Raw genomic sequence first — 22,666 nt, 5'->3', positions numbered from 1 at the left:
GCGACAGGGGGAATGGCGCCTGCTCAGAACGGCGGGGCGTCGTCGGTGGCGGCGGACTTGGCCACGGTCTTCTTGACGGCCGCCTTCTTCACCACCTTCTTCACCGCTTTCTTGGTGGTCTTCTTGGCTGCGGCTTTTTTTGCCGGCGCTTTTTTGGCGGCGGCCTGCTTCGGCGCCGCTTCTTTCTTCACCGCCTTCTTGGCGGTCTTCTTGGCGCCAAAGCCCTTGCGCACCGGCTTGCCGGTTTCTTCCAGCAGCTGCTGCACTTCGGCCAGGGTCAGCGAGGCCGGCTCGCGGTCCTTGGGAATCTTGCCGTTGAGCTTGCCATCGCTGATGTACGGGCCGAAGCGACCGTTCAGCACCTGGATGTCGGACCCGTCGAACTGCTTGATGATCCGGTTGCGGGCGATTTCTTCCTTTTCTTCGATCAGGAACACCGCGCGCGCCAGGTCGATGGTGTACGGGTCGTCCTCCTTCTTCAGCGAGGCGTAGGTGCTGCCGCGCTTGGCGAACGGACCGAAGCGGCCGATGCCGACGCTGACCGGCTCACCGTTGTCCTCACCCAGGGCGCGCGGCATCAGGAACAGCTCCAGCGCGTCTTCCAGGGTGATGGTGTGCATCGACTGGCCCGGCCGCAGCGAGGCGAACTTGGGCTTGTCCTCGGCGTCTTCGGCGGTGCTGCCGATCGCCGCGTATGGACCGAACCGGCCCAGCCGCACGCTGACCGGCTTGCCGGTCTTGGGATCGGTGCCGAGCTCGCGCGCGCCACTGGCCTCGGCGCGATCCACCGACTCCTTCTTCTCTTCCACCAGCTGGTTGAACGGCCCCCAGAAGCGGGCCATCAGCGGGATCCAGTCCTCTTCGCCGCGCGATACCGCATCGAGCTCGTCTTCGAGCTTGGCGGTGAAGTCGTAATCGACATAACGGGTGAAGTGGCTGGACAGGAACTTGGAGACCGCGCGGCCCACATCGGAGGGGCGGAAGCTGCGGCCTTCCATTTCCACGTACTTGCGGAACAGCAGCGTCTGGATGATCGAGGCGTAGGTCGACGGCCGGCCGATGCCGTATTCCTCCAGCGTCTTGACCAGCGCCGCTTCAGTGAAGCGCGGCGGTGGCTGGGTGAAGTGCTGGTCGGCGTTGATGCGGTCCAGCGGGATCCGCTCGCCCGGCTTCATCAGCGGCAGCTTGCGGCCCTCGTCCTCGTCCTCGGCGCTCTTGGTGTCCTTGCCTTCCTCGTACACGGCCAGGAAGCCGGGCACGACCACGGTGGTGCCACTGGCGCGGAATACATGCGCGCTGCCGGCGGACAGGTCGACGCTGACCGTGTTGAGCGTGGCCGGGATCATCTGGCTGGCGACCGCGCGCTTCCACACCAGCTCGTACAGCTTGCGCTCGTCATCGGACAGGAAGCGTGCCACCTGCGCCGGAGTGCGCAACGCCGAGGTCGGGCGCACGGCTTCGTGGGCTTCCTGCGCGTTCTTGGATTTGGTGTGGTAGATGTTGGGCTGGTCCGGCAACGAGGCGGTGCCGTAGTCGCGGGCGATCACATCGCGGATATCGGCCAGCGCGTCCTGCGACAGGTTCACCGAGTCGGTACGCATGTAGGAGATCAGGCCGACCGTGCCTTCCTCGCCGATGGCCACGCCTTCGTACAGCTTCTGTGCCACCTGCATGGTCTTGCGGGTGGTGAAGCCGAGTTTGCGCGAGGCTTCCTGCTGCAGCGTGGAGGTGGTGAACGGCGCGGCCGGGCGGCGTTTGCGCTCCTTGCTGACCACGTCGGTGACATGCAGCGCGCCCTGTGCGGCCTGCTGGATGCGCAGCCGCGCGGCTTCGGCGGTAGCGCCGTCGGTGACCGTGAACTGCTCGAACTTTTTCCCGTCCAGCTTGATCAGCTTGGCGGCGAAATGCTGCGAGGGATGCGCGCACTCGGCGCCGATGCTCCAGTATTCGCGGGCGATGAAGGCGTCGATCTCTTCCTCGCGCTCGACAATCATGCGCAGTGCCGGGCTCTGCACACGCCCGGCCGACAGCCCGCGCTGCACCTTGCGCCACAGCACCGGCGACAGGTTGAAGCCGACCAGGTAATCCAGGGCGCGCCGGGCCTGCTGCGCATCGACCAGGTCGCTGGCGATCGGCCGCGGCTGGCTCATCGCCTCGTTGATCGCCCGCGGGGTGATCTCGGTGAAAACCACGCGCTGCATCGGCTTGTCCTTGACCAGCCCGCGCTCTTTCAGGATCTCGGCGATGTGCCAGCTGATCGCCTCGCCCTCTCGGTCCGGATCGGTCGCCAGGAAGATGGCGTCGGCGCCTTTTGCCGCCTTGACGATCGCGTCGACGTGTTTTTCGTTCTTCTCGATCAGGTCATAACGCATCGCGAAGTTGTTGTCCGGATCAACCGCCCCTTCCTTCGGAATCAGGTCGCGCACGTGCCCATACGAGGCCAGGACGGTGAAGTCCTTGCCGAGGTATTTGTTGATCGTCTTGGCCTTGGCGGGCGATTCGACGATGAGCAGGTGCTTGGGCATGTGGGTTACTTCTGAAAGGACGGGTGGCTTGGGGGCGCTAGGGTGGCGCAATTACGTTGTTTAGTGAAGCGGATTGGCGGTTTCGGATACGTCGACGCCCGGGTGGGCCCCGGGCGTTCAGCTTGCGTCCTTATTAGAGGAATCACGCCAGAGCCGCCGCTGTCAAGCTGCCGGCAGCGGGGATGCGACTCAATTGAAGCTGCTGATGACGATACCGATCAGCACCAGCAGGGCCACGACCCCGACCAGCAGCAGGACGCCGGAAATGGCCAGGATCACCACCGTGACCGTGCCCAGCCCGCGTTGCTGCCACTCCGGGTGTTCGGTGAAAGCCCATTTATCCACCACCAGGGTGTCGCAGATCAGGTCGTGCAAGCTTTGCTTGCGTCCGGTGAAGGCTGCCATCACGTAGCCGATGCACAGGATCAGGCCACTGAGGATGGCGCCGAAGTAACGGCCGATACCGCGGGCCAGCGAGATCCTGTCGCCGTTGCTGCGCACCACCTTGATGCCCACCGCCATCTTGCCCGGCGTGGCGCGGTGGTTGGAGGAGTGGAACCCGGCGTAATACGTCGCCGCAATGGCAATGGAAACCAGGTTGGTCAGCAGCTGGATGGCGATAAAGCCCGCCCCGGCCGTGTCACCACCGGCGCCCATGAACCCGAGCCCGATGGCCGCGCCGAGCACCATCGCGATCACAACGCCGACCATGCCGACGATCACGCTGTCCAGGCAATAGGCCGCCACGCGCTTCCAGAAACCGGCGTAGACGATCTCGCCGCCAAGCACCGGCGGGCGGTTGTCGCCGAGCAGGACGGCAGCCGGTGCCGCATATGGCGAGTAGCTGGATGGGTCGGTCGCAGCGGCAGCCGCACTGTTTCCAATGGCCGAATAATCGGCACGCAGGTCGATGCCCGGTTCGACGGCGATTTTGAGCTGCAGCTCATCGACGAAGTCGGCCAGCGGCTGCCATTGCGGCAGGCCTTCGCGCCAGACCAGCGCAGCCAGGTCCAGTTCGCCCTGCTGGAATTTTTCACGCAGCGTCCCGGCCGCGACCGGCCCGTGCCGCTGCCGTTCGGCATCGGCGTAATACCACTGGCTCATCTGGTTCCCCGTTGGTGTGGTCGGCTGCCGTCCGGCTCAGCCGCGGCATTCGTGTGGCAGATACTTGTCGTCAACCTCGGCGCTGCAGTGCCACTGGCCGCTGCCGGGATCGTAATCGAGCCAGATCGCCTTGCCTTGCAGCTGGACTTCGTCCGGCACCTGCAGCAGCGCTTCCAGCCCGCAGTGACCGTTGTCGAAGCGGCCGATGCGGATCGAACCGATCCCGGCCTGCGCGTAGCTTTCCGGGGCGCCGAACCCGGCATCGTCGTTGACCGGGCAGCGCTGGTGTTCTGCGGCAAAAGTGCTGATCTGCGCCTTCAACGGCACCATTCCGGCGTAGGCGGCCGCGGTTTTGGCGCGCAGCGTGTAGCCTTGGTAAGCGGGCACCGCGATCGCCGCCAGAACCCCGACAAGGGCAACCAGCACCACGCCGACGACCGCGGCAATGATGCCGGCAATGGCGCAGCCGGACAGGCCGCGCTTGGGCGTTGCAATGTTGACGTTGGCCGGTGCGGGCGTCGCCTGCAGCGGCGGCGGCCCCGCGGGTGCTGAGGACGGCGCCACCGGGAGTTCGGCAGGGGGCGGATCGGTCAGGCCCAGTTCGCCGGCAAAAGCGCGCAGCGGCTGCCACTGGTCCATGCCCTCGCGCCAGACCAGGGTGTCCAGCGCGATCCGCCCTGAACGGAACAGCTCCACCAGATTTTCGCCGGGCAGCGGCCCGCGCCGTTCGCGATTGCCTTCCGCATAAAACCACTGGCCCACGTGCTGCTCCTCATGCGTCCGTGCACGGCGCGTGGCTCAGTGCAACGGCTCGGGTTCGTCGACGAACATCTGGGTTTCCATCCACGCGTATGCAGCTTCGGCGCCGGGCTGGTTGAACAGCACCATCAGCACCACCCATTTGAGGTCATCCAGATCCAGTTCATCCTGATCCAGCGCCATTGCCCGGTCCAGCACCAGCTCACGCTGGCCGGCGTCGAGAATGCCGTGCTGCTCAAGGAACATCACGAATCCGCGGCAATCCACGTCCAGCTTGTCCAGCTCCGGGCCGTGGTAGATCCGCACCGGACCATCCACCCGCGGCTGCGGCACGCTGGGCCGTTGTTCGGCCAGTGCATCAAGCCAATCGAAGGCCTTGCTGATTTCCGCGGGGCTGAATCCGGCCTGGATCAGGCCGTTTTGCAGGGAGTCGCGGTCACGGACGAGGTCGGGCTCCTCGCTGAAATAATGTTCAAACAGGTACAGCAGGACGTCCAGAATGCTCTCTTTCATTGCCCTCGGCCTGCGTCGCTAGACGCTGTGGAGGTGAAGGAACCCTTGGGCGCGGACATAGCGGCCATGCTCGGCCACTACCCGTCCATCGAGTTCCATGACCAGCAGCATGGAGGACAGCGTNGAGGTGAAGGAACCCTTGGGCGCGGACATAGCGGCCATGCTCGGCCACTACCCGTCCATCGAGTTCCATGACCAGCAGCATGGAGGACAGCGTGGCGGCCGTCAATCCAGTTCGCTCGATCAATGAATCCATACCGGTTGGGTCATACCCCAGCGCTTTCCACAATCGCTGGTAGTCCCGGTCCGGTGGGTCGAAAACCGGCGCGGTTGCCGGCTGAGCCTGTTCAGTGGGGGCGCCGAGGCGGGTTCGCAAGGCCTGTGCCAGCTCCTGGGCGATCGGAGCCAGCCCCTCCAGCACCTCTTCCGGGCGGGTGACCAGTTGCGCCCCGTCGCGGATCAGGCGATGGCAGCCGCGCGCCATCGGGTTGTGCAGGGAGCCGGGCAGGGCGAACACCTCGCGCCCTGCTTCGCACGCCAGCCGGGCGGTGACCAGCGCGCCGGAGCGTTCGGCCGCTTCGATCACCACCGTTCCCAGTGAAATAGCGGCCAGGATCCGGTTGCGGGCGGGGAAGTGGCCCGGGCGGGCGGCGGTGCCCGGCGGATATTCACTGGCCACCGCACCGCTTTGCGCGATGCGCTGGTGAAGTGGGAGATGGTGGCGGGGATAGGTCAGGTCCGGCCCGGTGCCGATCACGGCAAAGGTGGGCGCGCAAAGTGCCAGTGCGGCCTGGTGGGCGGCCGCGTCCACGCCCGTCGCCAGCCCGCTGGCGATGGCAAACCCGGCGCGGGCAAAGGCGGTGGCGAAATCCGCGGCATTGTCCCGCCCCCCGGCGCTGGGCGAGCGGCTGCCCACCACGGCGATCGACGGATGCCAGAGCCGGGCGGGGTCACCATCGATGAACAGTGCCAGCGGAGGGGTAGGGCTGCGCCGCAGCAATGGCGGGTAGTCGCGGCTGTGCCAGCCGACGAGGTGATGCCCTGGCCGCTCCAGCCAGTCCCGGCCGCGCTGCATGGCATGCCGGTCCGGCGTTGCCAGGGCCGCGCACTGTTCAGGGCTGCAGCCGGCGGCTTTCCATGCATCGGGCCCGGCGGCCAGCGCGGCCGCCGGACTGGCGTGGCGCTCCAGCAAGGTGCGCCGGGACTGGCCACGGCCGCCGGCCAGGATCAGGGCCAGCAGTGCGGCGGTGTCTTCGGGATTCGGGCTCGAAGCGGCGTCATCGTCCATGCCGCCAGCCTGCGGCGAAAACGGCGACGGCGCCCTCGGGCGCCGTCGCATTGCATCGTAGGAGTTTGCCGCAGCGGTTACTGCGCGTCCGGATGCCTGAGCTCGTAACCCACGCGGGCCGGCTTGGTGCCTTCCATCACCAGCGCGTAGCTGACCTTGTCAAAGGTGCGGAACACCATGGCATGGGCGGCATATTCGTCCGGCAGGCTGATGCGGCCGGCGCCCGGGGTGAGGGCGTCATCCATCCGCGACGAACCCGGGTGGTGCATTTTATCGGTGACGTGACTGCCCTGGCGCCAGATCGAGAACACGGTGCCGTTGTCGATACCGTCACGGGCGCCGCCGGAGATCGCGATCACGTCCCGCGGGCCGCCCGAGGTGAAGGTGTCCGCCACCGCCAACACGCGCAGATGACCGGCGTTCGCCTGGGTACCGGGCGCATGCGGGATGAACTGCAAATCGTACGGATTGGCCTGTACCGCCACGATCCGGTCGCCGGCGCGCACTTCCCGGCCACTGTCCTGCAGCATCAGTGTCGCCGCCTGCTTGTCGCCTCCGGCGGCACGGGTCAGCGTGCCGACGTTGACCTGGGCCAGCTCGTAGCCGAGGAACTCGCCGCGCTCGCTGGGCGAGACGTAGTTCTTCCACAGGTTGCCACTGCCGGGAATGGTTTCGCCGCGGGCGTCGAGATCCTCGGTCGGCTTGGGCAGGCCGAAACGCACGGTCGGGCGCACTACCGCATAGCGCTGGCCGGGTTGTGCGTTTTCCAGACCGACCACATAGGCCAGCTGGCCGGCACTGGCGCGGAGGCGATTGTCTTCCAGGCCCACGACGTAGGGCAGCTGCTTGAAGCTGTCGACCACGGTGAGGTTCTTCAGGAACGGTTCCACTTCGGACAGTGGAATGGCATTGATCGGCGCCTCGTTGCGGGCGCCGGGCCGGGCCACCACGCGGTCCAGATAGGCCAGGCTCAATACGTCACCCGGGTAAATCAGGTGCGGGTTCTTGACCTGTGGATTGGCCTGCCAGATCTCCGGCCAGAGCCAGGGTTTGGTCAGGAAGCGGGCGGAAATATCCCACAGCGTGTCGCCCTTGCGCACCACATAGGTGTCAGGGTGGGACCGATTCATTTCCACAGCGACAGCGTAGGTCGTCACGGTCAGCAGCGCTACGGCGGCGACCGTACGGATTTTTTTCAACATGATTGAGCTCTGCCTGATTCCCCAACAGGTTGCGGCACTATAGTCCAGAAACAGGGGCGTCGTGCAAGCGCAGGCGTTAGAATTGCGACGTCCTGCCGAATTATCCGGCGCCCCCATCCCGGTATCGCTATGGCCATGTTGCCCATTCTTGAATTTCCCGATCCGCGCCTGCGTACCAAGGCGGCGGAAGTCGACGTTGCCGAGGTTGGCACCGCGGCGTTCCAGCAGCTGCTCGATGACATGTTCCAGACCATGTACGAGGCGCCCGGCATTGGTCTGGCGGCCAGCCAGGTCGACGTGCACCAGCGCTTCATGGTGGTGGATGTCAGCGAGGAGAAGAACACCCCGATGGTGTTCATCAACCCGCAGGTCGTCGAAAAAAGCGGGGGCCAGGTCTACCAGGAAGGCTGCCTGTCGGTGCCCGGCATTTTTGCCGATGTCACCCGCGCCGATGCCATTGTGGTGCGCTATCTGGACCGCCAGGGCCAGCCGCAGGAGCTGGCCGCCGACAGTCTGCTGGCCGTGTGCATCCAGCACGAGATGGACCACCTCGACGGCAAGCTGTTCATTGATTACCTGTCGCCGCTCAAGCGCGAGATGGTGCGCAAGAAATTGGCCAAACAGCGCAAACAGATGGCCTGAGCCGCACCGTTGCGGGCAGCATTCTCCGGCGCCGGATTCCGGCGCCGTTTTTCTTTCTGCAAGTGGAGTTCCCATGAGGATTGTCTTTGCCGGTACGCCGGACTTCGCGGTGTCTTCGCTGCGTGCGGCGGCCCGCCACAATGAAGTGGTGGCGGTGTACACCCAGCCCGACCGTCCCGCCGGGCGCGGCCGCGGGCTGATGCCTTCGCCGGTCAAGAGCGAGGCGATCGCCCGCGGGCTGCCGGTGTTCCAGCCGGAGAGCCTGAAAACCGCCGAGGCGCAACAGCAGCTGCTGGAACTGCAACCGGATCTGCTGGTGGTGGTGGCGTACGGGCTGATCCTGCCGAAGAAGGTGCTGGCCATTCCCACCCACGGCTGCTGGAACGTGCATGCTTCCTTGTTGCCGCGCTGGCGCGGGGCGGCGCCGATCCAGCGGGCGATCGAGGCCGGTGACAGCGAAAGCGGGGTGTGCCTGATGCAGATGGAAGCGGGGCTGGATACCGGGCCGGTACTGTTGCGCCAGCACACCGCCATCTCCGTTACCGATACCGGGGGGCAACTGCATGACCGCCTGGCCGAACTGGGCGCGCAGGTATTGTCCGACGGCCTGGGACTGCTGCGTGCGGGCCTGAAGCCGATCGCGCAGCCGCAGCCTGACGCTGGCGTCACCTACGCGCACAAGCTGGACAAGGCCGAAGCCCGGCTCGACTGGGGACAGGATGCCGATGTGCTGGCGCGCAAGGTGCGGGCGTTCAACCCGTGGCCGGTCGCCGAAGCGGTGCTGGCCGGTGAGCGGGTGCGCATCCACGGCGCGGTCGCGTTGGACGACCATCGCGGCCGTCCGCCCGGCAGCGTGATTGCCGCGTCCAAGGACGGCATCGACATCGCCTGTGGCCACGGCGCGTTGCGCCTGCGTGTGGTGCAGCGCGAAGGCGGCAAGGCGATCACCGCGGCCGACTACCTCAACGCCCGCCGCGACCTGCTGGCTGGAGCCTGAGCCGATGTCGTACACGCCGGACAAGGGAACCGCGGCGCGCGCCGCACAGATGCCGGGCGTCAGCACCCGGGTGCTGGCCGCCCGGGTATTGAGCGCGGTGACCGGCCATGGCCGTTCGCTCAAGGCGGAACTGGCGGCGGTGTTGCCCAAGCTCGATGACAGCCGTGACCGCGCCTTGCTGGAGGCGATCTGTTTTGCCGCGCTGCGCCGCCGGGTGGCCTACGCGATGCTCCTGCGGCAGTGGCTGCAGAAGCCGCTGGGGCGCCGTGACGAGGATTTGCACAGCCTGCTGCTGGTCGGCTTCGCCCAGCTCGATGTGCTGCAGTTGCCGGCCCACGCCGCGCTGTCGGCCACGGTGGATGCGGCCCGCGCGCTGGGCCGCGAACGCCAGGCCGGAATGGTCAATGCGCTGCTGCGGCGTGCACAGCGCGAAGGGTTTCCCGCGGCCGTGGCGCAGGATGCGTGGCCGCACTGGCTGCTGCAGCAGGTGCAACGCGACTGGCCGCAGCAGGCGCAGACGATCTTCGAGGCCAGCCTGCAGCCGGCACCGTTGTGGTTGCGGGTGAACCGGCAACAGCATTCGCGTGAGGCTTATCTGGCGTTGCTGGCGCAGGCCGGGATCGAGGCGGAACCCTCGCCGGTGGCCGCCGATGCCATCTGCCTGCCGGTACCGGTGCCGGTGGCGGCATTGCCGGGGTTTTCCCGCGGCGCGGTCTCGGTGCAGGATCTGTCGGCGCAGCAGGTCGCCGACGCACTGGCGCCGGCGCCCGGCGCCCGGGTGCTGGATGCCTGTGCCGCGCCGGGAGGCAAATCGGCGCATCTGCTTGAACGCGAGCCGACGCTGCGGCTGCTGGCGCTGGATATCGACCCGCGGCGGCTGCAGCGCATCCGCGACACCTTTGCCCGTACCGGCGTCGGTGCGCAGGCGGTCGTGACCGCGGCCGATGCCACCGCCACGGCCAGCTGGTGGGATGGGCAGGCGTTCGATGCGGTGTTGCTGGATGCCCCGTGTTCGGCCACCGGCATCATCCGCCGCCAGCCGGACGTGCTGCTGCACCGGCGCCCGGCCGATATCGGGGCCCTGGTGGCATTGCAGTCCCGGTTGCTGGATGCGGCGTGGACGGTGCTGCGGCCGGGCGGCACCCTGGTCTATGCCACCTGTTCCCTGCTGCGGCAGGAAAACCAGCAGCAGGTGGACGCTTTTGTGGCGCGCACCGCCGATGCGCGGATCCAGCCGCTGGCCGAAGCGTTCGGTCACGATCACGCCGGCACCCGCCAGCGGCTGCCCGGCGAGCACGGCGGTGACGGTTTCTTCTACGCGCGGCTGGTGAAGCAGGGATAAGCCGGGCCGTTTATCATCCGGCCCATGCTGACCCCGCGCGCCTCCCGCGATTTCTGGCTGCTCGCCCTGATGGCGTTGCTGGTACTGGGCGCCGGTCTGGGCTTGCGCGATCCCTGGCCGGCGGATGAGCCGCGTTTTGCACTGGTCGCCCGGCAGATGGTCGAAAGCGGGGACTGGCTGTTTCCGCATCGCGGCAGCGAGCTGTATTCGGACAAACCGCCACTGTTGATGTGGCTGCAGGGCGGTTTCTATCTGCTGCTGGGCAACTGGCGGCTGGCCTTCCTGCTGCCGTCCCTGCTGGCGGCGCTGGGCACGCTGGCCTGTGTCTACGATCTCGGCCGGCGCCTGTGGACACGGCAGGTCGGGCTGTATGCGGCATGGACGCTGCTGTTCACCCTGCACTTCACCTTCCAGGCCAAGCGGGCGCAGATCGACCCGCTGGTGGTGTTCCTGATCACGTTGGCCAACTACGGGCTGTTGCGGCACCTGTTGTCGGGACCGGCGTGGCGCTGGTGGGTGATCGGCTGGGCCGCGGCCGGGCTGGGGATGATCGCCAAGGGGGTCGGCGTGCTCGGGTTGCTGATGCTCGTGCCGGCGCTGGTCGCGCAATGGCGGGGCTGGCCGCGGGTGCGGATACCTGTGCGCGACGCCCGCTTCTGGCTGGGACCGCTGGCATTTGCCGGGGTGGTTTCGGCCTGGCTGCTGCCGCTGGTGACGGTGGCGCTGGCGAGCCCTCTTGCCGAGTACCGCGCCTATCTGCATGACCTGCTGCTGCGGCAGACCGCCGGGCGGTACCTGGCCTCCTGGGACCACCCGCAGCCGGCCTGGTACCACTTCGGGGTGATGGCGGTGATGTGGTTGCCGCCGTTCCTCGCCCTGCCGTGGGCGCTTCCGGCATGGCGCCGGCGGCTGCAGCGGCGCGACCCGCGCTATCTGCTGCCGCTGGCGTGGTGGGGGCTGGTGCTCGTGTTTTTCTCCATCCCGCACGGCAAGCGCGACGTCTACATCCTGCCGGCGCTGCCGATGTTCTGCCTGACATTGGCACCGCTGCTGCCGGGACTGCTGCGCAAACCGGCGTTTCGCGCGCTGCTGTATGGATTTTCCCTGCTGCTGGTGGCGGCCCTGGGGCTGGCCGCGGCGTGGATGCTGGAGGGGCCGCCGCGATACGGCGAGGCGCTGATGACCAGCCGTGGCATCGATGGCGCCACCTTCCGGGCATTGGCATGGCTGGTCGCGGCGATGGGCGCGTGGGGCGCCGCCAGTGTGCTGTGGTTTGGCCGCCGTCGTCCGGTGGCGGTGCTGGTCTCCGTTCTGGCGGCGATATGGGTGATCTCCAGTCTCGGCGGCTATCCGCTGCTGAACGATTCGGGCTCGGCGCGCGGCTTGATGCGCACTGCCGGGGCCCGTATCGGGCCACAGGCCGAGCTGGGGCTGGTCGGCTGGAAGGAGCAGAACCTGCTGATGGCCGATCGGCCCGCGGTCACTTTCGGTTTCAATGTGGCGTGGGACGAACAGTTGCGTCGCGCGGTGGCCTGGCAGGCGCGGCGGCCGCAGCAGCGCTGGCTGCTGGTGCAGGAGCCGGCGCTCTACGGCTGCGTGGACCGCGCGCAGGCGCAGATGCTGCGCGGCTCGCACCGGCGCCGCTGGTGGCTGGTACCGGCTTCGGCGGTGCACGGCGCGTGCCCCGTCATTGCCCAGGAACGCATGTCTGGGGGCGTGGAACAGGGTCCGGAGATGACAGCCGGGCGCGGATTCCGCTGACTGTTTTTTTGTCCTGCGCAGGCTACCATCGCCGACTTCACAGACGAACGCGTCTCCCCGACCGGGGTCGGTTCAGAGCGCAGGACCCAGTATTTGGCCATGAACCCGCCCACCCCTTCCTCCGTGCCGGTCGCGGACGCGCCCCCATTGGCGGACGCGCGCTGGCGCCGGCTGCACGGGCTGGCATCGCTCGCCCTGCTGTGCCTGCCGGCGCTGGTGGTCACCACGCCGAGCAATCTGCTGCCGTTCGGCCTGCTGCTGCTGCTCGGCAGCGTGCTCGGCCTCGACCATCTGTGGCGCGCGCGGACGCTGGCCGGCCCGCTGTTGCGGGCGCAGGCCGGGTTGATGCTGGCGGTAGTGCTGCTGGCGGTGCTGTCGGTGTGGCTGTTCGATCTTGGCCTGCGTGATGTCGACAACCGCTCGCGGTTCGTGGTGATGCCGTGGACGCTGCTGTGGGCCTGCGCGTTCAAGCCGCGGCTGGCGATGTTGTGGTGGGGCGCGCTGGCCGGACTGTTCGGTACCCTGCTGATCGCCGTGGTCCAGGTCTATGGCGGGGCGCCGCGCGCCGATGCGTGGACCAATGCCATCGTGTTGGCCGACGTGGTGCTGGTGCTGATGGTGCTGGTGGTGTTCTGCCGCCCGCCGCGGCGCTGGCCGTGGGTGCTGGCCGGGATGGCCGCCGGCTGTGCCGTGATTGTCCTCAGTGGCAGTCGCGGGGTGTGGCTGGCGTTGTTGGCGCTGCTGGTGGCGATGGCGCTGGCGATCCCGTGGGGCCGCGGCCGGGTGCGGCTGATGGCGCTTGCCGGGTTGCTGCTGCTGCTGGCCACGGTGGCGCTTACTGTCCCGGAGCTGCGCGAGCAGATGCGGCTGGATGAGTTGCGCAGCGACGTGGTGCGGATCGAACAGGGGGATGTCGATTCTTCCGCCGGCGCCCGTCTGGAACGGCTGCAGGTGGCGTATGCAACTTTCATCGAGCGGCCGTGGACCGGCGTGGGCATCGGCCATTTCGACGAAGCCATGAAGCGCCTGCCGTTATGCCGGGTGCCGGGAAATACGGTAAAGCGCTGCCACCTCGACCATGCCCACAACGATGTGGCCGAATGGGCCGCAACCCAGGGGTTGCCGGGATTGCTGCTGATGCTGGCGGTTTACGGGCTGCCGCTGGGCTGGTTCATCCGCCTGCATCGGCGCACCGGCCAAAACGGATTCCGCGGCCCGGCGGCGGCCGGCATCATGGTCGTGGTGGCCTACGTGCTGTGCGGCATGACCCAGTCGATGTTCGCCCACCAGATCACCGCCAGCCTCTACGTCGTCCTGGTCGGCGTGCTGAGCGGGCTGGCACTGGTCAGCACGGTCACGCCGCGCCAGAGCGCGCGGTAGCGACAGCTTCATCGCCCGGAGGGGCCGGGGCGGGCGCTATGGGGTGGTGACGGCCTGGCCGTTCTGCAGCATCCACAACATGATGGTTTTCTGGCGGACATAGTTGGCACGGACATAGGCGTAGACCAGCCCGTGCCAGCCGTCGCGGAAGCCGCCGCGCAGCACATAACCGCGCCAGAAGCGCCATGCCGGGGCCAGCACCAGCTTGCCCAGGGTGGCGCGTTTGCCACGGGCGAAGTCATGCTCGGCCATCATCCGCGCATAGCGCTGGGTCTTGGCCAGTTGCTGTTCCAGCGAGCGGTACGGGTAGTGGATCAGATCACCGTGGAGCAAGCCCGGGCGACCGTCGATGCTGGCCGCTTCGTGGATCTCGCGGCTGCCGCGCCAGCCGCCGTGGCGGCGGTCGAACAGCCGCAGCACCCGGTCCGGATAGGCGTTGCCATGGCGCAGGAACTTGCCGAAGTACTCGGACAGCCGCGCGAAACGATAACCATGGACGCCGGCAAAGCCACTGGCCTGGGCCGCGAGGATGGCGTCGCGCAGCGCGGGGCTGACCCGCTCGTCGGCATCCAGGCACAGTACCCAATCGTGGCGGGCCTGCTCGACGCAGAACGCCTTCTGGCTGCGGAAACCCTCGAACGGCCGCTGCAGCACGCGCGCGCCCGCCGCCTCGGCAATGGCCACGGTGGCGTCGCTGGAGAACGAATCCACCACCACAATCTCGTCGCAGAACGCCAGCGAGGCCAGGCAGTCGCCGATACGCGCGGCTTCGTTGAACGCGATAATGCACGCCGAAATGCGAGGCCGTTCGGTGGGAGCGGTCGAAGAGGACATGTGGATGGCCGAATACCTGTTGTTTGCGACGGAGCGCTACGCGCTGCCTATTCTCGCGCCTCTGGCCCTGGCCTTGCACGCATCGGGACAATCGGTGTCGGCCTGGTTCGAAGACGGCGCGGCCGGATCGACCCTGCCCGGGGTGCCTGAGGTCGGTTTGAAGCAGGCGCTGGCGCTGCGGCCGCGGGCGGTATTCAGTGCCGCCAACTGGGTGCCGCCGTTCGTGGCGGGGGCCAAGGTGCAGCTGTTCCACGGTTTCAACGTGCAGAAGCGCGCGGACACCCGTGGCCACTTCCGGGTGCGCGGCCTGTTCGATCTGTATTGCACCCAGGGGCCGGCGACGACGGCGCCGTTCCGTGCGCTGGCGCAGCGCGAAGGCCACTTCGCGGTAGCCGAAACCGGTTGGCCCAAGCTCGATCCGCTGTTCCGCGGGGATGGCGGCGAAAGCGCCGCGTTGCGTGCGCCGGCCGGTTCGCGGCCGGTGATCCTGTTCGGCTCCACCTTCACCGAACGGCTGAGTGCGGCGCCGCATCTGCATGCGCAGATCGCCGCCGACATCGCCCGCGGCGGGCACTACTGGCTGCTGACCCTGCATCCGAAATGCGCGCCGGAACTGTTCGAGCGCTATCGCGCGCTGGCCGGGACCAATGCCCGCTTTGTCGAGCCCGAACAGGTGATGGCCGCACAGCGGGCGGCCGATGTGCTGGTGTCCGATACCTCCTCGATCGTTTCCGAGTTCGTGGTCCAGCACAAACCGGTGGTGACCTTCCGCAACCGCGTGCCGCAGCCGCACATGCTCGATTTCACCGATCCGCAGCAGTTGCCGGCGATGCTGGCGCGCGCGCTGGCCCCCGACCCGGCGCTGGTGGCCGAAATCCGGCGCTACGCCGATTCGATCCATCCGTTCCGCGATGGCCGCTCTGCGGAGCGGGTGATCGCCGCCACCGAAGATTTCCTGGCCGGGGAAATGGGCACGCTGCGGCGCAAACCCTGGGGCGCGCACTGGCGCGCGCTGCAGATCCGGCGCGAGCTGGGCTATTGGGGGCCGGCCCGCAGCTAACCGCCGGTCGCTGCCGCGCTACCAGCGCAGCCGCCGCCGCGCCAGCGCCTGTGACAGCTGTTCCAGCAGCGCTTCGGCGTGGGTGACGGGCAGGAAGCGCAACCGCAGCGGCGGGGTATTGCCACCGGCGCCGGCCGTATCCAGGGTGAGGGTGGCGGTGCCGAAGCGACGATCCAGCGGTGAGCGGCTCAGTTGCAGGGCCTGCAGTTTGTCCACCTCGGCCAGCCGCCACCAGCGGTTCCACCAGCCGCCGCGCACCGCCACCCGCTGCGCGTCGACCGCATAGCCCATGCGTGCGATCTGGCGCCGTGCCTTGAATGCCGACCACGGCATCCACAGCAGGGGCAACAGCCCCCAGGTGCCGAACCGGTAACCGGTGGCGGCAGCCAGCAGCACGGTGAACAGCAGCGCCGGCAGGCACAGCCGCCACCAGCCCTCTCGCGCTACCGGATGCCATTGCCGCGGCGGCCATTCGGCAGCGGGCAGCAGCCGGTTGATCAGCGCATCGCAGGCCTGCGCGGTGGCGATCGGCGCCAGCTCCTTCAGCATGCGGCCCTGGTCATCCCCGGCAGTGCCCGCGGCGATATCCACACGCAGGTTGCGGCGCCCGAACAGGCGGTGCAGCACGCCTTCGCGCAGGGTCCAGGCCTGGATGCGGCGGCGTGCGGCGCTGGTGCGCAGATGGCTGAGCAGGCCGCGCTCAACGGTGAGCCGGCGCTCGGTTTCGCTGAGGCGGAAGCCGTGGTACTGCAGCAGCGCCAGGCCCACCGACAGCACGCGCAGCACCAGCAGCGCGAACAGCAGCAACGCCGCCGCCGAGAATGCCGTGGCCGCGCTTCCCAGTGGCAGGTGGCTGGCATAGCCGGCCATCTGCCGGCCCTGGTGTTCAAGGAAGGTGCCGACCGCCTGACGCGGGATCAGCTGGTAGCCGGCCCCGAAGGCGGCGGCCACGACCACCAGCGCACGGTTGGAAATCAGCCCGAGCCGGACCAGTTCGCCGGGCGCCAGGGTGAGCAGTACCTCGGCGGTCGGCTCGCTGTCGGCGCCGCCCGCCGGCGTGGTGCCGCGCTGGCGGACCAGCCGCTCCAGCGCCAGCGCCTGCGACAGATCCAGCACCTGCATGCGCGCTTCGGGCTTGTGGCCGGCAGCCGATTCCAGCCGCAGTTCGGCCACCCCGAACAGCCGGTGCAGCGGATTCTGGTGGACGATGACGTTGTGGATGCGGGCGAAGGGGATCTCGCGCCGGTTGCGCTGCAGCACGCCGCTGCGGATGCTCAGCCCGTCGCTGCCGATGCGGTAGCGGTAGGTCAAGTACTGCAGCACCGAGGCGGCCACCAGCGCCAGGACCACGCCGAGGGTGACCAGGTGGTTGACCAGGTCGCTGCGATCCCCGCGTCCGCCGAAGACCACCAGTGCCAGCAGCGGCAGCAGGAACTGGCGCAATTGCTGGATCAGCACGAACAGCCATGACCACGGATGCAGGCGCCGCTCGCTATCGGCGTGGGAGGCCGCCGGATTCACAGCCCGTCGTCGTGATCGAGCTGGTGCGCCAGGCGGTCGCGCAGATGCTCGGCATCGGCCTGGTCCAGCCCGGCGACCGCCACGGTGTTGAAGCGGCTGCCGGCGGTGTGGACCACCAGCGTGGCCAGATGGGCCGCGCGCTGCAGCGGCCCGCGGCGCAGATCCAGGTGCTGGACGCGGGAAATCGGCACGCGGGTGTCGCTTTGCCACAGGTGGCCGCGGCGTACCGCCAGGCCCTGCCCATCCAGTTGCCAGAAGGTCAGCCGGTGCCGTCGCCAGCCGAAGCCGCCGCCGACCAGCAATCCGGCCGCCGCGGCCACCGCGCCGCTGGCCAGCAGGTGCCCGCTGCGCAGCACCAGGCTGAGCCCGCCCACGGCGAGCATCAGCGTCAGGGCCAGCGTCAGCCCGGCGCCTGCGGCCGCCAGCAATGCGCCGCGCCGCGGCAACGCTTGCCAGCCTTCCGGCAACGGGGCGCCCGGCATGACCGGCAGCGGCGGGGGAACGGGAGGGGGCTGTGGCAAGCGGAGTCTCTGCAGCGGCGGCGCTGGCGAGCCTACCATCGACCGCGGTGGGCGGTGCAGGTGCGCGGGCGGGTCACTGCGAGGCCAGAATCAACGCATCGACATCGAGATGGTGGCCGCCGCGCTCGGCCTTGGTGCGCAGGTACTGCTCGTTCTCGGCGGTGATCGCGCCGGTCACCGGGATGCAATCGACCACATCGATACCGGCATTGCGCAGGTGCTGCACCTTGGTGGGATTGTTGGTCAGCAGCTGCACCCGCTGCACGCCGAGTCCGCGCAGCATCGCCACCGCGCTGGCATAGCGGCGTTCATCGGCGCCGAACCCCAGCTGCGCATCGGCGTCGATGGTGTCCAGGCCTTCATGCTGGTAGCCATAGGCGCGCATCTTGGCGGCGATGCCGGTGCCGCGGCCTTCCTGGTCCAGATACAGCAGCACACCGCCGCCCAGTGCCTTGAGCGTGAGCAGGCCGCGGTGCAACTGGTCGCCGCAGTCGCATTTCAGCGAGCCGAACAGATCTCCGGTCAGGCATGAGGAATGCACCCGTACCGGCACCACGCCGTTGAAATCCGGGTTGCCGACAATCACCGCCACCTGGTCGCGCTGAGCCACACCGCCGCGGAATACCGCGAACTGGCTCATGCCGACCTCGCGCAGCGGCACCGGCGAGCGCGTGACCAGCTCATAGTCGCTTGCCGCCTGCGCCGCGCCGTCGCGCAGGTCCTGCATGCACACCTGCAGGCAATCGTCGAACGCCGATGGGGCGGCGGGCAACGCCACCGACACCATCGCCGGCAACAGCAGGCCCAGCCGCGCCAGTTCCGCCGCGGCGGCATCGAGCGGGTCGCCGGGCGTACAGCCTTCGGGGAGTTGCGGGGTATCGCGCAGATACCCCAGCGCCGGCAGGGCGTCGAAATCACGGCCGGCCAGCGGCAGGCGCAGCCCGTGCTCGGCGGTTGCGCCCAGGACCCGGCTGCGCGAGGCGGTCAGGAACAGGTAATGCCGCTGCGCTGCGGCGGTAGCGAATGCCTCGAAACCGGCGCGGGTGGTGTTGTCCAGCGCCACCGTCGCCAACCGCGCGCCCCCGTCAACGACCACAACGGGACGGCCGGCGCGCATTTCAGCGACCGCGCGTTCGCAGCGGATCACGGCGGTTTGGCCAAACGGGGCCGCGGGGGTCACAGCAGGGACGGGGGAGGGGGCGCTCATCGTGGAACCTTATGGGGATCGCCGCGGGCCGATTCAATCGTTACCGGCCGCCGGCGCGGTGGTGCGGAAGGGACGGCTCAATGCGGGTGCCGCGCCGTCGCGTAGGGGTCGGCCTCGCCGCTGCCCGGTGGCCGCAGCGTGTAACGCTTGTAGGTCCACTGGTACTGGCTGGGGTCGCGGCGGGCGATGCGCTCGATGCCGGCGTTCAGGGTGCTGGCTGCCAGCAGCGGGTCGGGATCGGCAATAGCGGCCGGGGCCGGTTCCACATGCAGGCTGAAATCCAGTCCGGCACCGGTGCGTTCGCACCAGGCGTACAGCACGGTGGCCCCGGTGCGCCCGGCCAGCCGGTTGACCAGGGTCATGGTCAGTGCGGGCACGCCGAAGAAGGGCACGAACACGCCATCGCCGTTCTTCGGCTGCTGGTCGGGCAGGATGCCGACCGCACCCCCCTCTTTGAGCACTTTGAGCAGCTGGCGCACGGCCGCGCCTTCGGCCCGGACCTGGCGCACGTTGTCGCCGCCACGCACCCGCTGCAGGAAGGCGTCACCTACCGCCGAATCCGGCGGCGCATAGACGATGGCGATCGGCCCGCGCGAGGCCAGCCACTGGTTGAGCAGCTCCCAGTTGCCATAGTGCGGGGCGACCACGATCACGCCCTTGCCCGCCGCCAGCGCCGCGTCGTACAGCGCCTGGCCGTGACGCGGGCCCAGATGGCGGGCGAGGTTGGCGGCCGGCGGGCGGGTCCACAGCCGCAGGGTTTCCAGCGCCTGGCGCGCGGTGGTGCGCAGTACCGCCTGCTGCAGCCGCGCGCGCGCGGCGGGGTCCATTTCCGGGAATGCCAGTTCCAGGTTGCGGCGGGTGACCCGGCTCTCGCGGGCGTCGAGCCGGCACCACAGCCAGGCCAGAGCGTCGGCCAGCGAGCGCAATACGGCCCAGGGCAGGCGGGTAAGCGCGGCGGCGGCGCGGTAGAACAGTTCGGCGGTGGTATCCGGTTTCATCCGTGCAAGTCTAGCGGCTGGCAGCCGGTGCTATGGTCTGCCCGCCCTTTTTTCCAGGAGTGTCCATGCTTGCCTTGATCCAGCGCGTAACCCGGGCAGCGGTGACGGTGGACGGCGAAATGGTCGGCCAGATCGGTCCCGGCCTGCTGGCTCTGGTGGCCGTGGAGCCCGGCGATGACGAGGCCCGGTTCGCGCGGATGGCCGACCGGCTGCTGGGTTACCGTGTGTTTTCCGATGAGGCCGGCAGGATGAACCACTCCCTGCGCGACACTGGCGGAGGATTGCTGCTGGTCAGCCAGTTCACCCTGGCGGCCGATACCGCCTCGGGCATGCGGCCGGGCTTCAGCACCGCCGCGCCCCCGGCCGAGGCTGAACGCGGGTTCAACCGTCTGGTCGCGATTTGTCGTGAAAAACACGGCGGAGGGGTGGAAACCGGGCGATTCGGCGCCCATATGGTTGTCAGCCTGATCAATGACGGTCCCGTGACCTTCCTGCTCAGGGCCTAGCTGCCGGGACCCACCGCCCGGCAAAGGCCGGCCTGGGCTGGTATAATGCTAGGTCCTTTTTTCCCTGCCGGTGGCGCGAGCACTACATGGCCAACGAACGTCCTGCCCAGCAATCCGATATCAAGAAACTGATCAGCAAGGGCCTGGAACAGGGCTACCTGACCTATGCCGAAGTCAATGATCACCTGCCCGACGACATTGTCGATCCGGAACAGATCGAAGACATCATCGGTCTTATCACTGGCATGGGCATTGACGTCCATGAAGTGGCGCCCGATGCCGATACCCTTGCCCTGAGCGACAGCAGCACCGGCAACCGCGAGGTCGATGACACCGCGGCCGAGGAAGCCGCTGCCGCCCTGACCGCGCTGGACACCGAAGGCGGCCGCACCACCGATCCGGTGCGCATGTACATGCGCGAAATGGGAACGGTGGAGCTGCTGACCCGCGAAGGCGAAATCGCCATCGCCAAGCGCATCGAAGAAGGCCTGGGGCAGGTGCAAGCCGCACTGGGCACCTTCCCGCTTGCGGTGGAAACCGTGCTGGCCGATTACGAGCTGCACAAGGAAGGCAAGAAGCGCCTGGCCGAAATCATCGTCGGTTTCAACGACCTGGTCGAAGAAGAGCCGGCGCCCGTGCCGGCACCGGCCGCCGAAGGCGATGACACCGAGGCCGATGCCGAGGCCGAGGAAGAAGACGACGACGTCGCCGAAGAGGAAGCGGGCCCGACCGGTCCGGATCCGGTCGAGGTGCTGCGTCGCATGGATCTGCTGGCCAGCGACCTGGCCAAGTTCAAGAAGGCCTACGCCAAGGGCGGGCCCAATGACAAGGCGGCCACCAAGCTGCGCGAGGAGCTGTCGGCCACCTTCGTCACCCTGAAGCTGCCGCTGCCGCTGGTCGACGTGCTGGTGCGCCAGCTGCGCGACACGATGGCGCAGATCAAGGCCCAGGAGCGCCGCGTGCTGCACCTGGCGACGGTGACCGCGCGCATGCCGCGCAAGGATTTCATCCGTTCCTGGGAAGGTAACCAGACCAACCTGGAATGGGTGGAAGATGCACTCAAGCGCAAGCAGAAGTGGTCCTCGGCCCTGCGTGACGTCAAGGACCAGATCATCGCCGAGCAGCAGGCCACCATCGACGTCGAAAAGGCCACCTCGCTGTCGCTGGACGAGCTGAAGGAAATCAGCCGGGTGATGGCCTACGGCGAGGCTCGCGCCCGCAAGGCCAAGAAGGAAATGGTCGAGGCCAACCTGCGCCTGGTCATCTCCATCGCCAAGAAGTACACCAACCGCGGCCTGCAGTTCCTGGATCTGATCCAGGAGGGCAACATCGGCCTGATGAAGGCCGTGGACAAGTTCGAATACCGCCGCGGCTACAAGTTCTCCACGTACGCCACGTGGTGGATCCGCCAGGCCATCACCCGCTCGATCGCCGACCAGGCCCGCACCATCCGTATTCCGGTGCACATGATCGAGACGATCAACAAGTTGAACCGCATTTCCCGGCAGATGCTCCAGCAGTACGGCCGCGAGGCCACGCCGGAGGAGCTGGCCAAGGAAATGGACATGCCCGAAGACAAGATCCGCAAGGTGATGAAAATCGCCAAGGAGCCGATCTCGATGGAAACCCCGATCGGCGACGACGAGGATTCGCATCTGGGCGATTTCATCGAGGACACCAATGTGGAGTCTCCGGTGGACAACACGGTCAACATCAACCTGTCGGAAACCGTGCGCGACGTGCTCGGCGGGCTGACCCCGCGGGAAGCCAAGGTGCTGCGCATGCGCTTCGGCATCGACATGAACACCGACCACACCCTCGAGGAAGTCGGCAAGCAGTTCGATGTCACCCGCGAGCGCATCCGCCAGATCGAGGCCAAGGCGTTGCGCAAGCTGCGCCACCCCAGCCGTTCCGAGCAGCTGCGCAGCTTCCTGGATATCGACTGATCCAGCGCGCGCTGACGTGACACTGGCAGACCCCGCTCAGGCGGGGTCTGTCGTTTCCGGCTGGGGCGAGCAGGTTGCATGCGTTCCAAGTGCCGGGGCGGCCACCTTTCCGCGCAGGGACGTTGTGATGGCGAAGCCGCGGAGGAACATCCCGAGGTTGTCGCGGGCAGTGCGAGCTTTGAACGCCCCGGCGACTACTCTGAAAATCCGGTCGCCACGGCCGTAGTCGCTGCAGGAGCTCTCCACTACACTGTGCAGCCGCAGTGGGCCTATAGCTCAACGGTTAGAGCAGAGGACTCATAATCCTTTGGTTGCAGGTTCGAATCCTGCTGGGCCCACCATCATATCTGCCCGCGCGGCATCGGCGCCTTGATCCGGGCGTACAGGCGGCGCTCCAGGGCAGTGTCGCTGGTACCGGTGGGGCCGCGTTTTGATGCCGGCGCGGTCAGGTACCGCTGTCAGGCCGGGCGCATCGAAAGTGTCTATTTCGCGTCAGATTCATCTTTTCCCGACTACGCTGAACAGCTGCCACCGTTGTTGAGGAATGCGCGTGCGTCGCA

General features: G+C 67.8%; 18 protein-coding genes, 1 tRNA gene and 1 pseudogene. 9 read left to right on the top strand and 11 right to left on the bottom strand.

What is annotated here, in order from left to right; all coding sequences use genetic code 11:
- Positions 1-23 precede the first annotated feature (23 nt).
- From QZH66_RS02160 to QZH66_RS02135, 6 genes and pseudogenes are all read right to left on the bottom strand, one after another.
- Positions 24-2,525 (bottom strand): DNA topoisomerase I, encoded by a 2,502-nt coding sequence (locus tag QZH66_RS02160; protein ID WP_305804298.1) that lies wholly within the window; start codon positions 2,523-2,525, stop codon positions 24-26.
- 189 nt (positions 2,526-2,714) lie between these two features.
- The gene (locus QZH66_RS02155) at positions 2,715-3,629 is read right to left on the bottom strand and encodes an RDD family protein (RefSeq protein ID WP_305804297.1); all 915 of its coding nucleotides are present in this window, start codon (positions 3,627-3,629) and stop codon (positions 2,715-2,717) included.
- Between the two features lie 36 nt (positions 3,630-3,665).
- Positions 3,666-4,391 carry a GYF domain-containing protein gene (locus tag QZH66_RS02150; RefSeq protein WP_305804296.1) on the bottom strand — a complete coding sequence of 242 codons (726 nt, stop codon included), beginning with the start codon at positions 4,389-4,391 and terminating at the stop codon, positions 3,666-3,668.
- A gap of 36 nt (positions 4,392-4,427) precedes the next feature.
- Complete coding sequence (locus QZH66_RS02145) at positions 4,428-4,901, bottom strand: DUF494 family protein (RefSeq protein WP_305804295.1); 474 nt, start codon at positions 4,899-4,901, stop codon at positions 4,428-4,430.
- Positions 4,902-5,052: 151 nt separating this feature from the next.
- Positions 5,053-6,189 (bottom strand): annotated as a pseudogene (dprA, locus tag QZH66_RS02140) (DNA-processing protein DprA); the annotation flags it as partial.
- A 77-nt stretch (positions 6,190-6,266) separates the two neighbouring features.
- Positions 6,267-7,391 carry a LysM peptidoglycan-binding domain-containing protein gene (locus QZH66_RS02135; protein ID WP_305804294.1) on the bottom strand — a complete coding sequence of 375 codons (1,125 nt, stop codon included), beginning with the start codon at positions 7,389-7,391 and terminating at the stop codon, positions 6,267-6,269.
- A 129-nt stretch (positions 7,392-7,520) separates the two neighbouring features.
- Between QZH66_RS02135 and def the strand changes: the two genes are divergently transcribed.
- The 5 genes from def (at position 7,521) to QZH66_RS02110 (ending at position 13,513) form a co-directional block, all read left to right on the top strand.
- A complete protein-coding gene (def, locus tag QZH66_RS02130; RefSeq protein ID WP_305804293.1) occupies positions 7,521-8,033 on the top strand; it encodes a peptide deformylase in 513 nt (170 codons plus the stop codon).
- A 73-nt stretch (positions 8,034-8,106) separates the two neighbouring features.
- On the top strand, positions 8,107-9,030 hold the full coding sequence (gene fmt, locus QZH66_RS02125; RefSeq protein ID WP_305804292.1) for a methionyl-tRNA formyltransferase: 924 nt from the start codon (positions 8,107-8,109) through the stop codon (positions 9,028-9,030).
- Between the two features lie 4 nt (positions 9,031-9,034).
- Entirely contained in the window at positions 9,035-10,372 is a 1,338-nt protein-coding gene (rsmB, locus tag QZH66_RS02120; protein ID WP_305804291.1) for a 16S rRNA (cytosine(967)-C(5))-methyltransferase RsmB, read from the top strand.
- A 24-nt stretch (positions 10,373-10,396) separates the two neighbouring features.
- A complete protein-coding gene (locus tag QZH66_RS02115) occupies positions 10,397-12,133 on the top strand; it encodes a glycosyltransferase family 39 protein (protein WP_305804290.1) in 1,737 nt (578 codons plus the stop codon).
- A 99-nt stretch (positions 12,134-12,232) separates the two neighbouring features.
- On the top strand, positions 12,233-13,513 hold the full coding sequence (locus QZH66_RS02110) for an O-antigen ligase (protein ID WP_305804289.1): 1,281 nt from the start codon (positions 12,233-12,235) through the stop codon (positions 13,511-13,513).
- Positions 13,514-13,549: 36 nt separating this feature from the next.
- On the opposite strand, the gene QZH66_RS02105 is transcribed toward QZH66_RS02110, so the two are convergent.
- Positions 13,550-14,347 carry a glycosyltransferase family 2 protein gene (locus QZH66_RS02105; protein ID WP_305804288.1) on the bottom strand — a complete coding sequence of 266 codons (798 nt, stop codon included), beginning with the start codon at positions 14,345-14,347 and terminating at the stop codon, positions 13,550-13,552.
- A 4-nt stretch (positions 14,348-14,351) separates the two neighbouring features.
- On the opposite strand from QZH66_RS02105, the gene QZH66_RS02100 reads away from it, so the two are divergent.
- The gene (locus tag QZH66_RS02100) at positions 14,352-15,407 is read left to right on the top strand and encodes a CDP-glycerol glycerophosphotransferase family protein (RefSeq protein WP_305804314.1); all 1,056 of its coding nucleotides are present in this window, start codon (positions 14,352-14,354) and stop codon (positions 15,405-15,407) included.
- 18 nt (positions 15,408-15,425) lie between these two features.
- On the opposite strand, the gene QZH66_RS02095 is transcribed toward QZH66_RS02100, so the two are convergent.
- The 4 genes from QZH66_RS02095 to QZH66_RS02080 all read right to left on the bottom strand — a co-directional run bounded on the left by QZH66_RS02095 (position 15,426) and on the right by QZH66_RS02080 (position 19,654).
- Positions 15,426-16,928, bottom strand: a complete 1,503-nt coding sequence (locus tag QZH66_RS02095; RefSeq protein ID WP_305804287.1) for a PH domain-containing protein — start codon at positions 16,926-16,928, stop codon at positions 15,426-15,428.
- Entirely contained in the window at positions 16,925-17,410 is a 486-nt protein-coding gene (locus tag QZH66_RS02090) for a PH domain-containing protein (RefSeq protein ID WP_305804286.1), read from the bottom strand. Before QZH66_RS02090 ends, QZH66_RS02095 begins: the two co-directional genes overlap by 4 nt.
- Before the next feature lie 112 nt (positions 17,411-17,522).
- Complete coding sequence (gene ribA / locus QZH66_RS02085) at positions 17,523-18,656, bottom strand: GTP cyclohydrolase II RibA (protein WP_305804285.1); 1,134 nt, start codon at positions 18,654-18,656, stop codon at positions 17,523-17,525.
- A gap of 77 nt (positions 18,657-18,733) precedes the next feature.
- Positions 18,734-19,654 (bottom strand): lauroyl acyltransferase, encoded by a 921-nt coding sequence (locus tag QZH66_RS02080; protein WP_305804284.1) that lies wholly within the window; start codon positions 19,652-19,654, stop codon positions 18,734-18,736.
- A 65-nt stretch (positions 19,655-19,719) separates the two neighbouring features.
- Between QZH66_RS02080 and dtd the strand changes: the two genes are divergently transcribed.
- From dtd to QZH66_RS02065, 3 genes are all read left to right on the top strand, one after another.
- Positions 19,720-20,160, top strand: a complete 441-nt coding sequence (gene dtd, locus QZH66_RS02075; protein ID WP_305804283.1) for a D-aminoacyl-tRNA deacylase — start codon at positions 19,720-19,722, stop codon at positions 20,158-20,160.
- An 86-nt stretch (positions 20,161-20,246) separates the two neighbouring features.
- A complete protein-coding gene (gene rpoD / locus QZH66_RS02070) occupies positions 20,247-22,106 on the top strand; it encodes an RNA polymerase sigma factor RpoD (protein WP_305804282.1) in 1,860 nt (619 codons plus the stop codon).
- 265 nt (positions 22,107-22,371) lie between these two features.
- Positions 22,372-22,447: transfer RNA gene (locus QZH66_RS02065), tRNA-Ile, on the top strand.
- Positions 22,448-22,666 lie beyond the last annotated feature (219 nt).

The organism is Stenotrophomonas sp. YIM B06876 (genome assembly GCF_030711595.1).
In the GTDB taxonomy this organism is placed as follows: domain Bacteria; phylum Pseudomonadota; class Gammaproteobacteria; order Xanthomonadales; family Xanthomonadaceae; genus Stenotrophomonas.
Note: the sequence above shows the minus strand (reverse complement) of the source record. Positions and strands in the feature narration are given on the sequence as shown.

Coding starts and splice junctions, on each gene's coding strand:
- QZH66_RS02160 (WP_305804298.1), bottom strand. CDS start 2,525: ATGCCCAAGCACCTGCTCATCGTCGAATCGCCCGCCAAGGCCAAGACG.
- QZH66_RS02155 (WP_305804297.1), bottom strand. CDS start 3,629: ATGAGCCAGTGGTATTACGCCGATGCCGAACGGCAGCGGCACGGGCCG.
- QZH66_RS02145 (WP_305804295.1), bottom strand. CDS start 4,901: ATGAAAGAGAGCATTCTGGACGTCCTGCTGTACCTGTTTGAACATTAT.
- QZH66_RS02135 (WP_305804294.1), bottom strand. CDS start 7,391: ATGTTGAAAAAAATCCGTACGGTCGCCGCCGTAGCGCTGCTGACCGTG.
- def (WP_305804293.1), top strand. CDS start 7,521: ATGGCCATGTTGCCCATTCTTGAATTTCCCGATCCGCGCCTGCGTACC.
- fmt (WP_305804292.1), top strand. CDS start 8,107: ATGAGGATTGTCTTTGCCGGTACGCCGGACTTCGCGGTGTCTTCGCTG.
- rsmB (WP_305804291.1), top strand. CDS start 9,035: ATGTCGTACACGCCGGACAAGGGAACCGCGGCGCGCGCCGCACAGATG.
- QZH66_RS02115 (WP_305804290.1), top strand. CDS start 10,397: ATGCTGACCCCGCGCGCCTCCCGCGATTTCTGGCTGCTCGCCCTGATG.
- QZH66_RS02110 (WP_305804289.1), top strand. CDS start 12,233: ATGAACCCGCCCACCCCTTCCTCCGTGCCGGTCGCGGACGCGCCCCCA.
- QZH66_RS02105 (WP_305804288.1), bottom strand. CDS start 14,347: ATGTCCTCTTCGACCGCTCCCACCGAACGGCCTCGCATTTCGGCGTGC.
- QZH66_RS02100 (WP_305804314.1), top strand. CDS start 14,352: ATGGCCGAATACCTGTTGTTTGCGACGGAGCGCTACGCGCTGCCTATT.
- QZH66_RS02090 (WP_305804286.1), bottom strand. CDS start 17,410: ATGCCGGGCGCCCCGTTGCCGGAAGGCTGGCAAGCGTTGCCGCGGCGC.
- ribA (WP_305804285.1), bottom strand. CDS start 18,656: ATGAGCGCCCCCTCCCCCGTCCCTGCTGTGACCCCCGCGGCCCCGTTT.
- QZH66_RS02080 (WP_305804284.1), bottom strand. CDS start 19,654: ATGAAACCGGATACCACCGCCGAACTGTTCTACCGCGCCGCCGCCGCG.
- dtd (WP_305804283.1), top strand. CDS start 19,720: ATGCTTGCCTTGATCCAGCGCGTAACCCGGGCAGCGGTGACGGTGGAC.
- rpoD (WP_305804282.1), top strand. CDS start 20,247: ATGGCCAACGAACGTCCTGCCCAGCAATCCGATATCAAGAAACTGATC.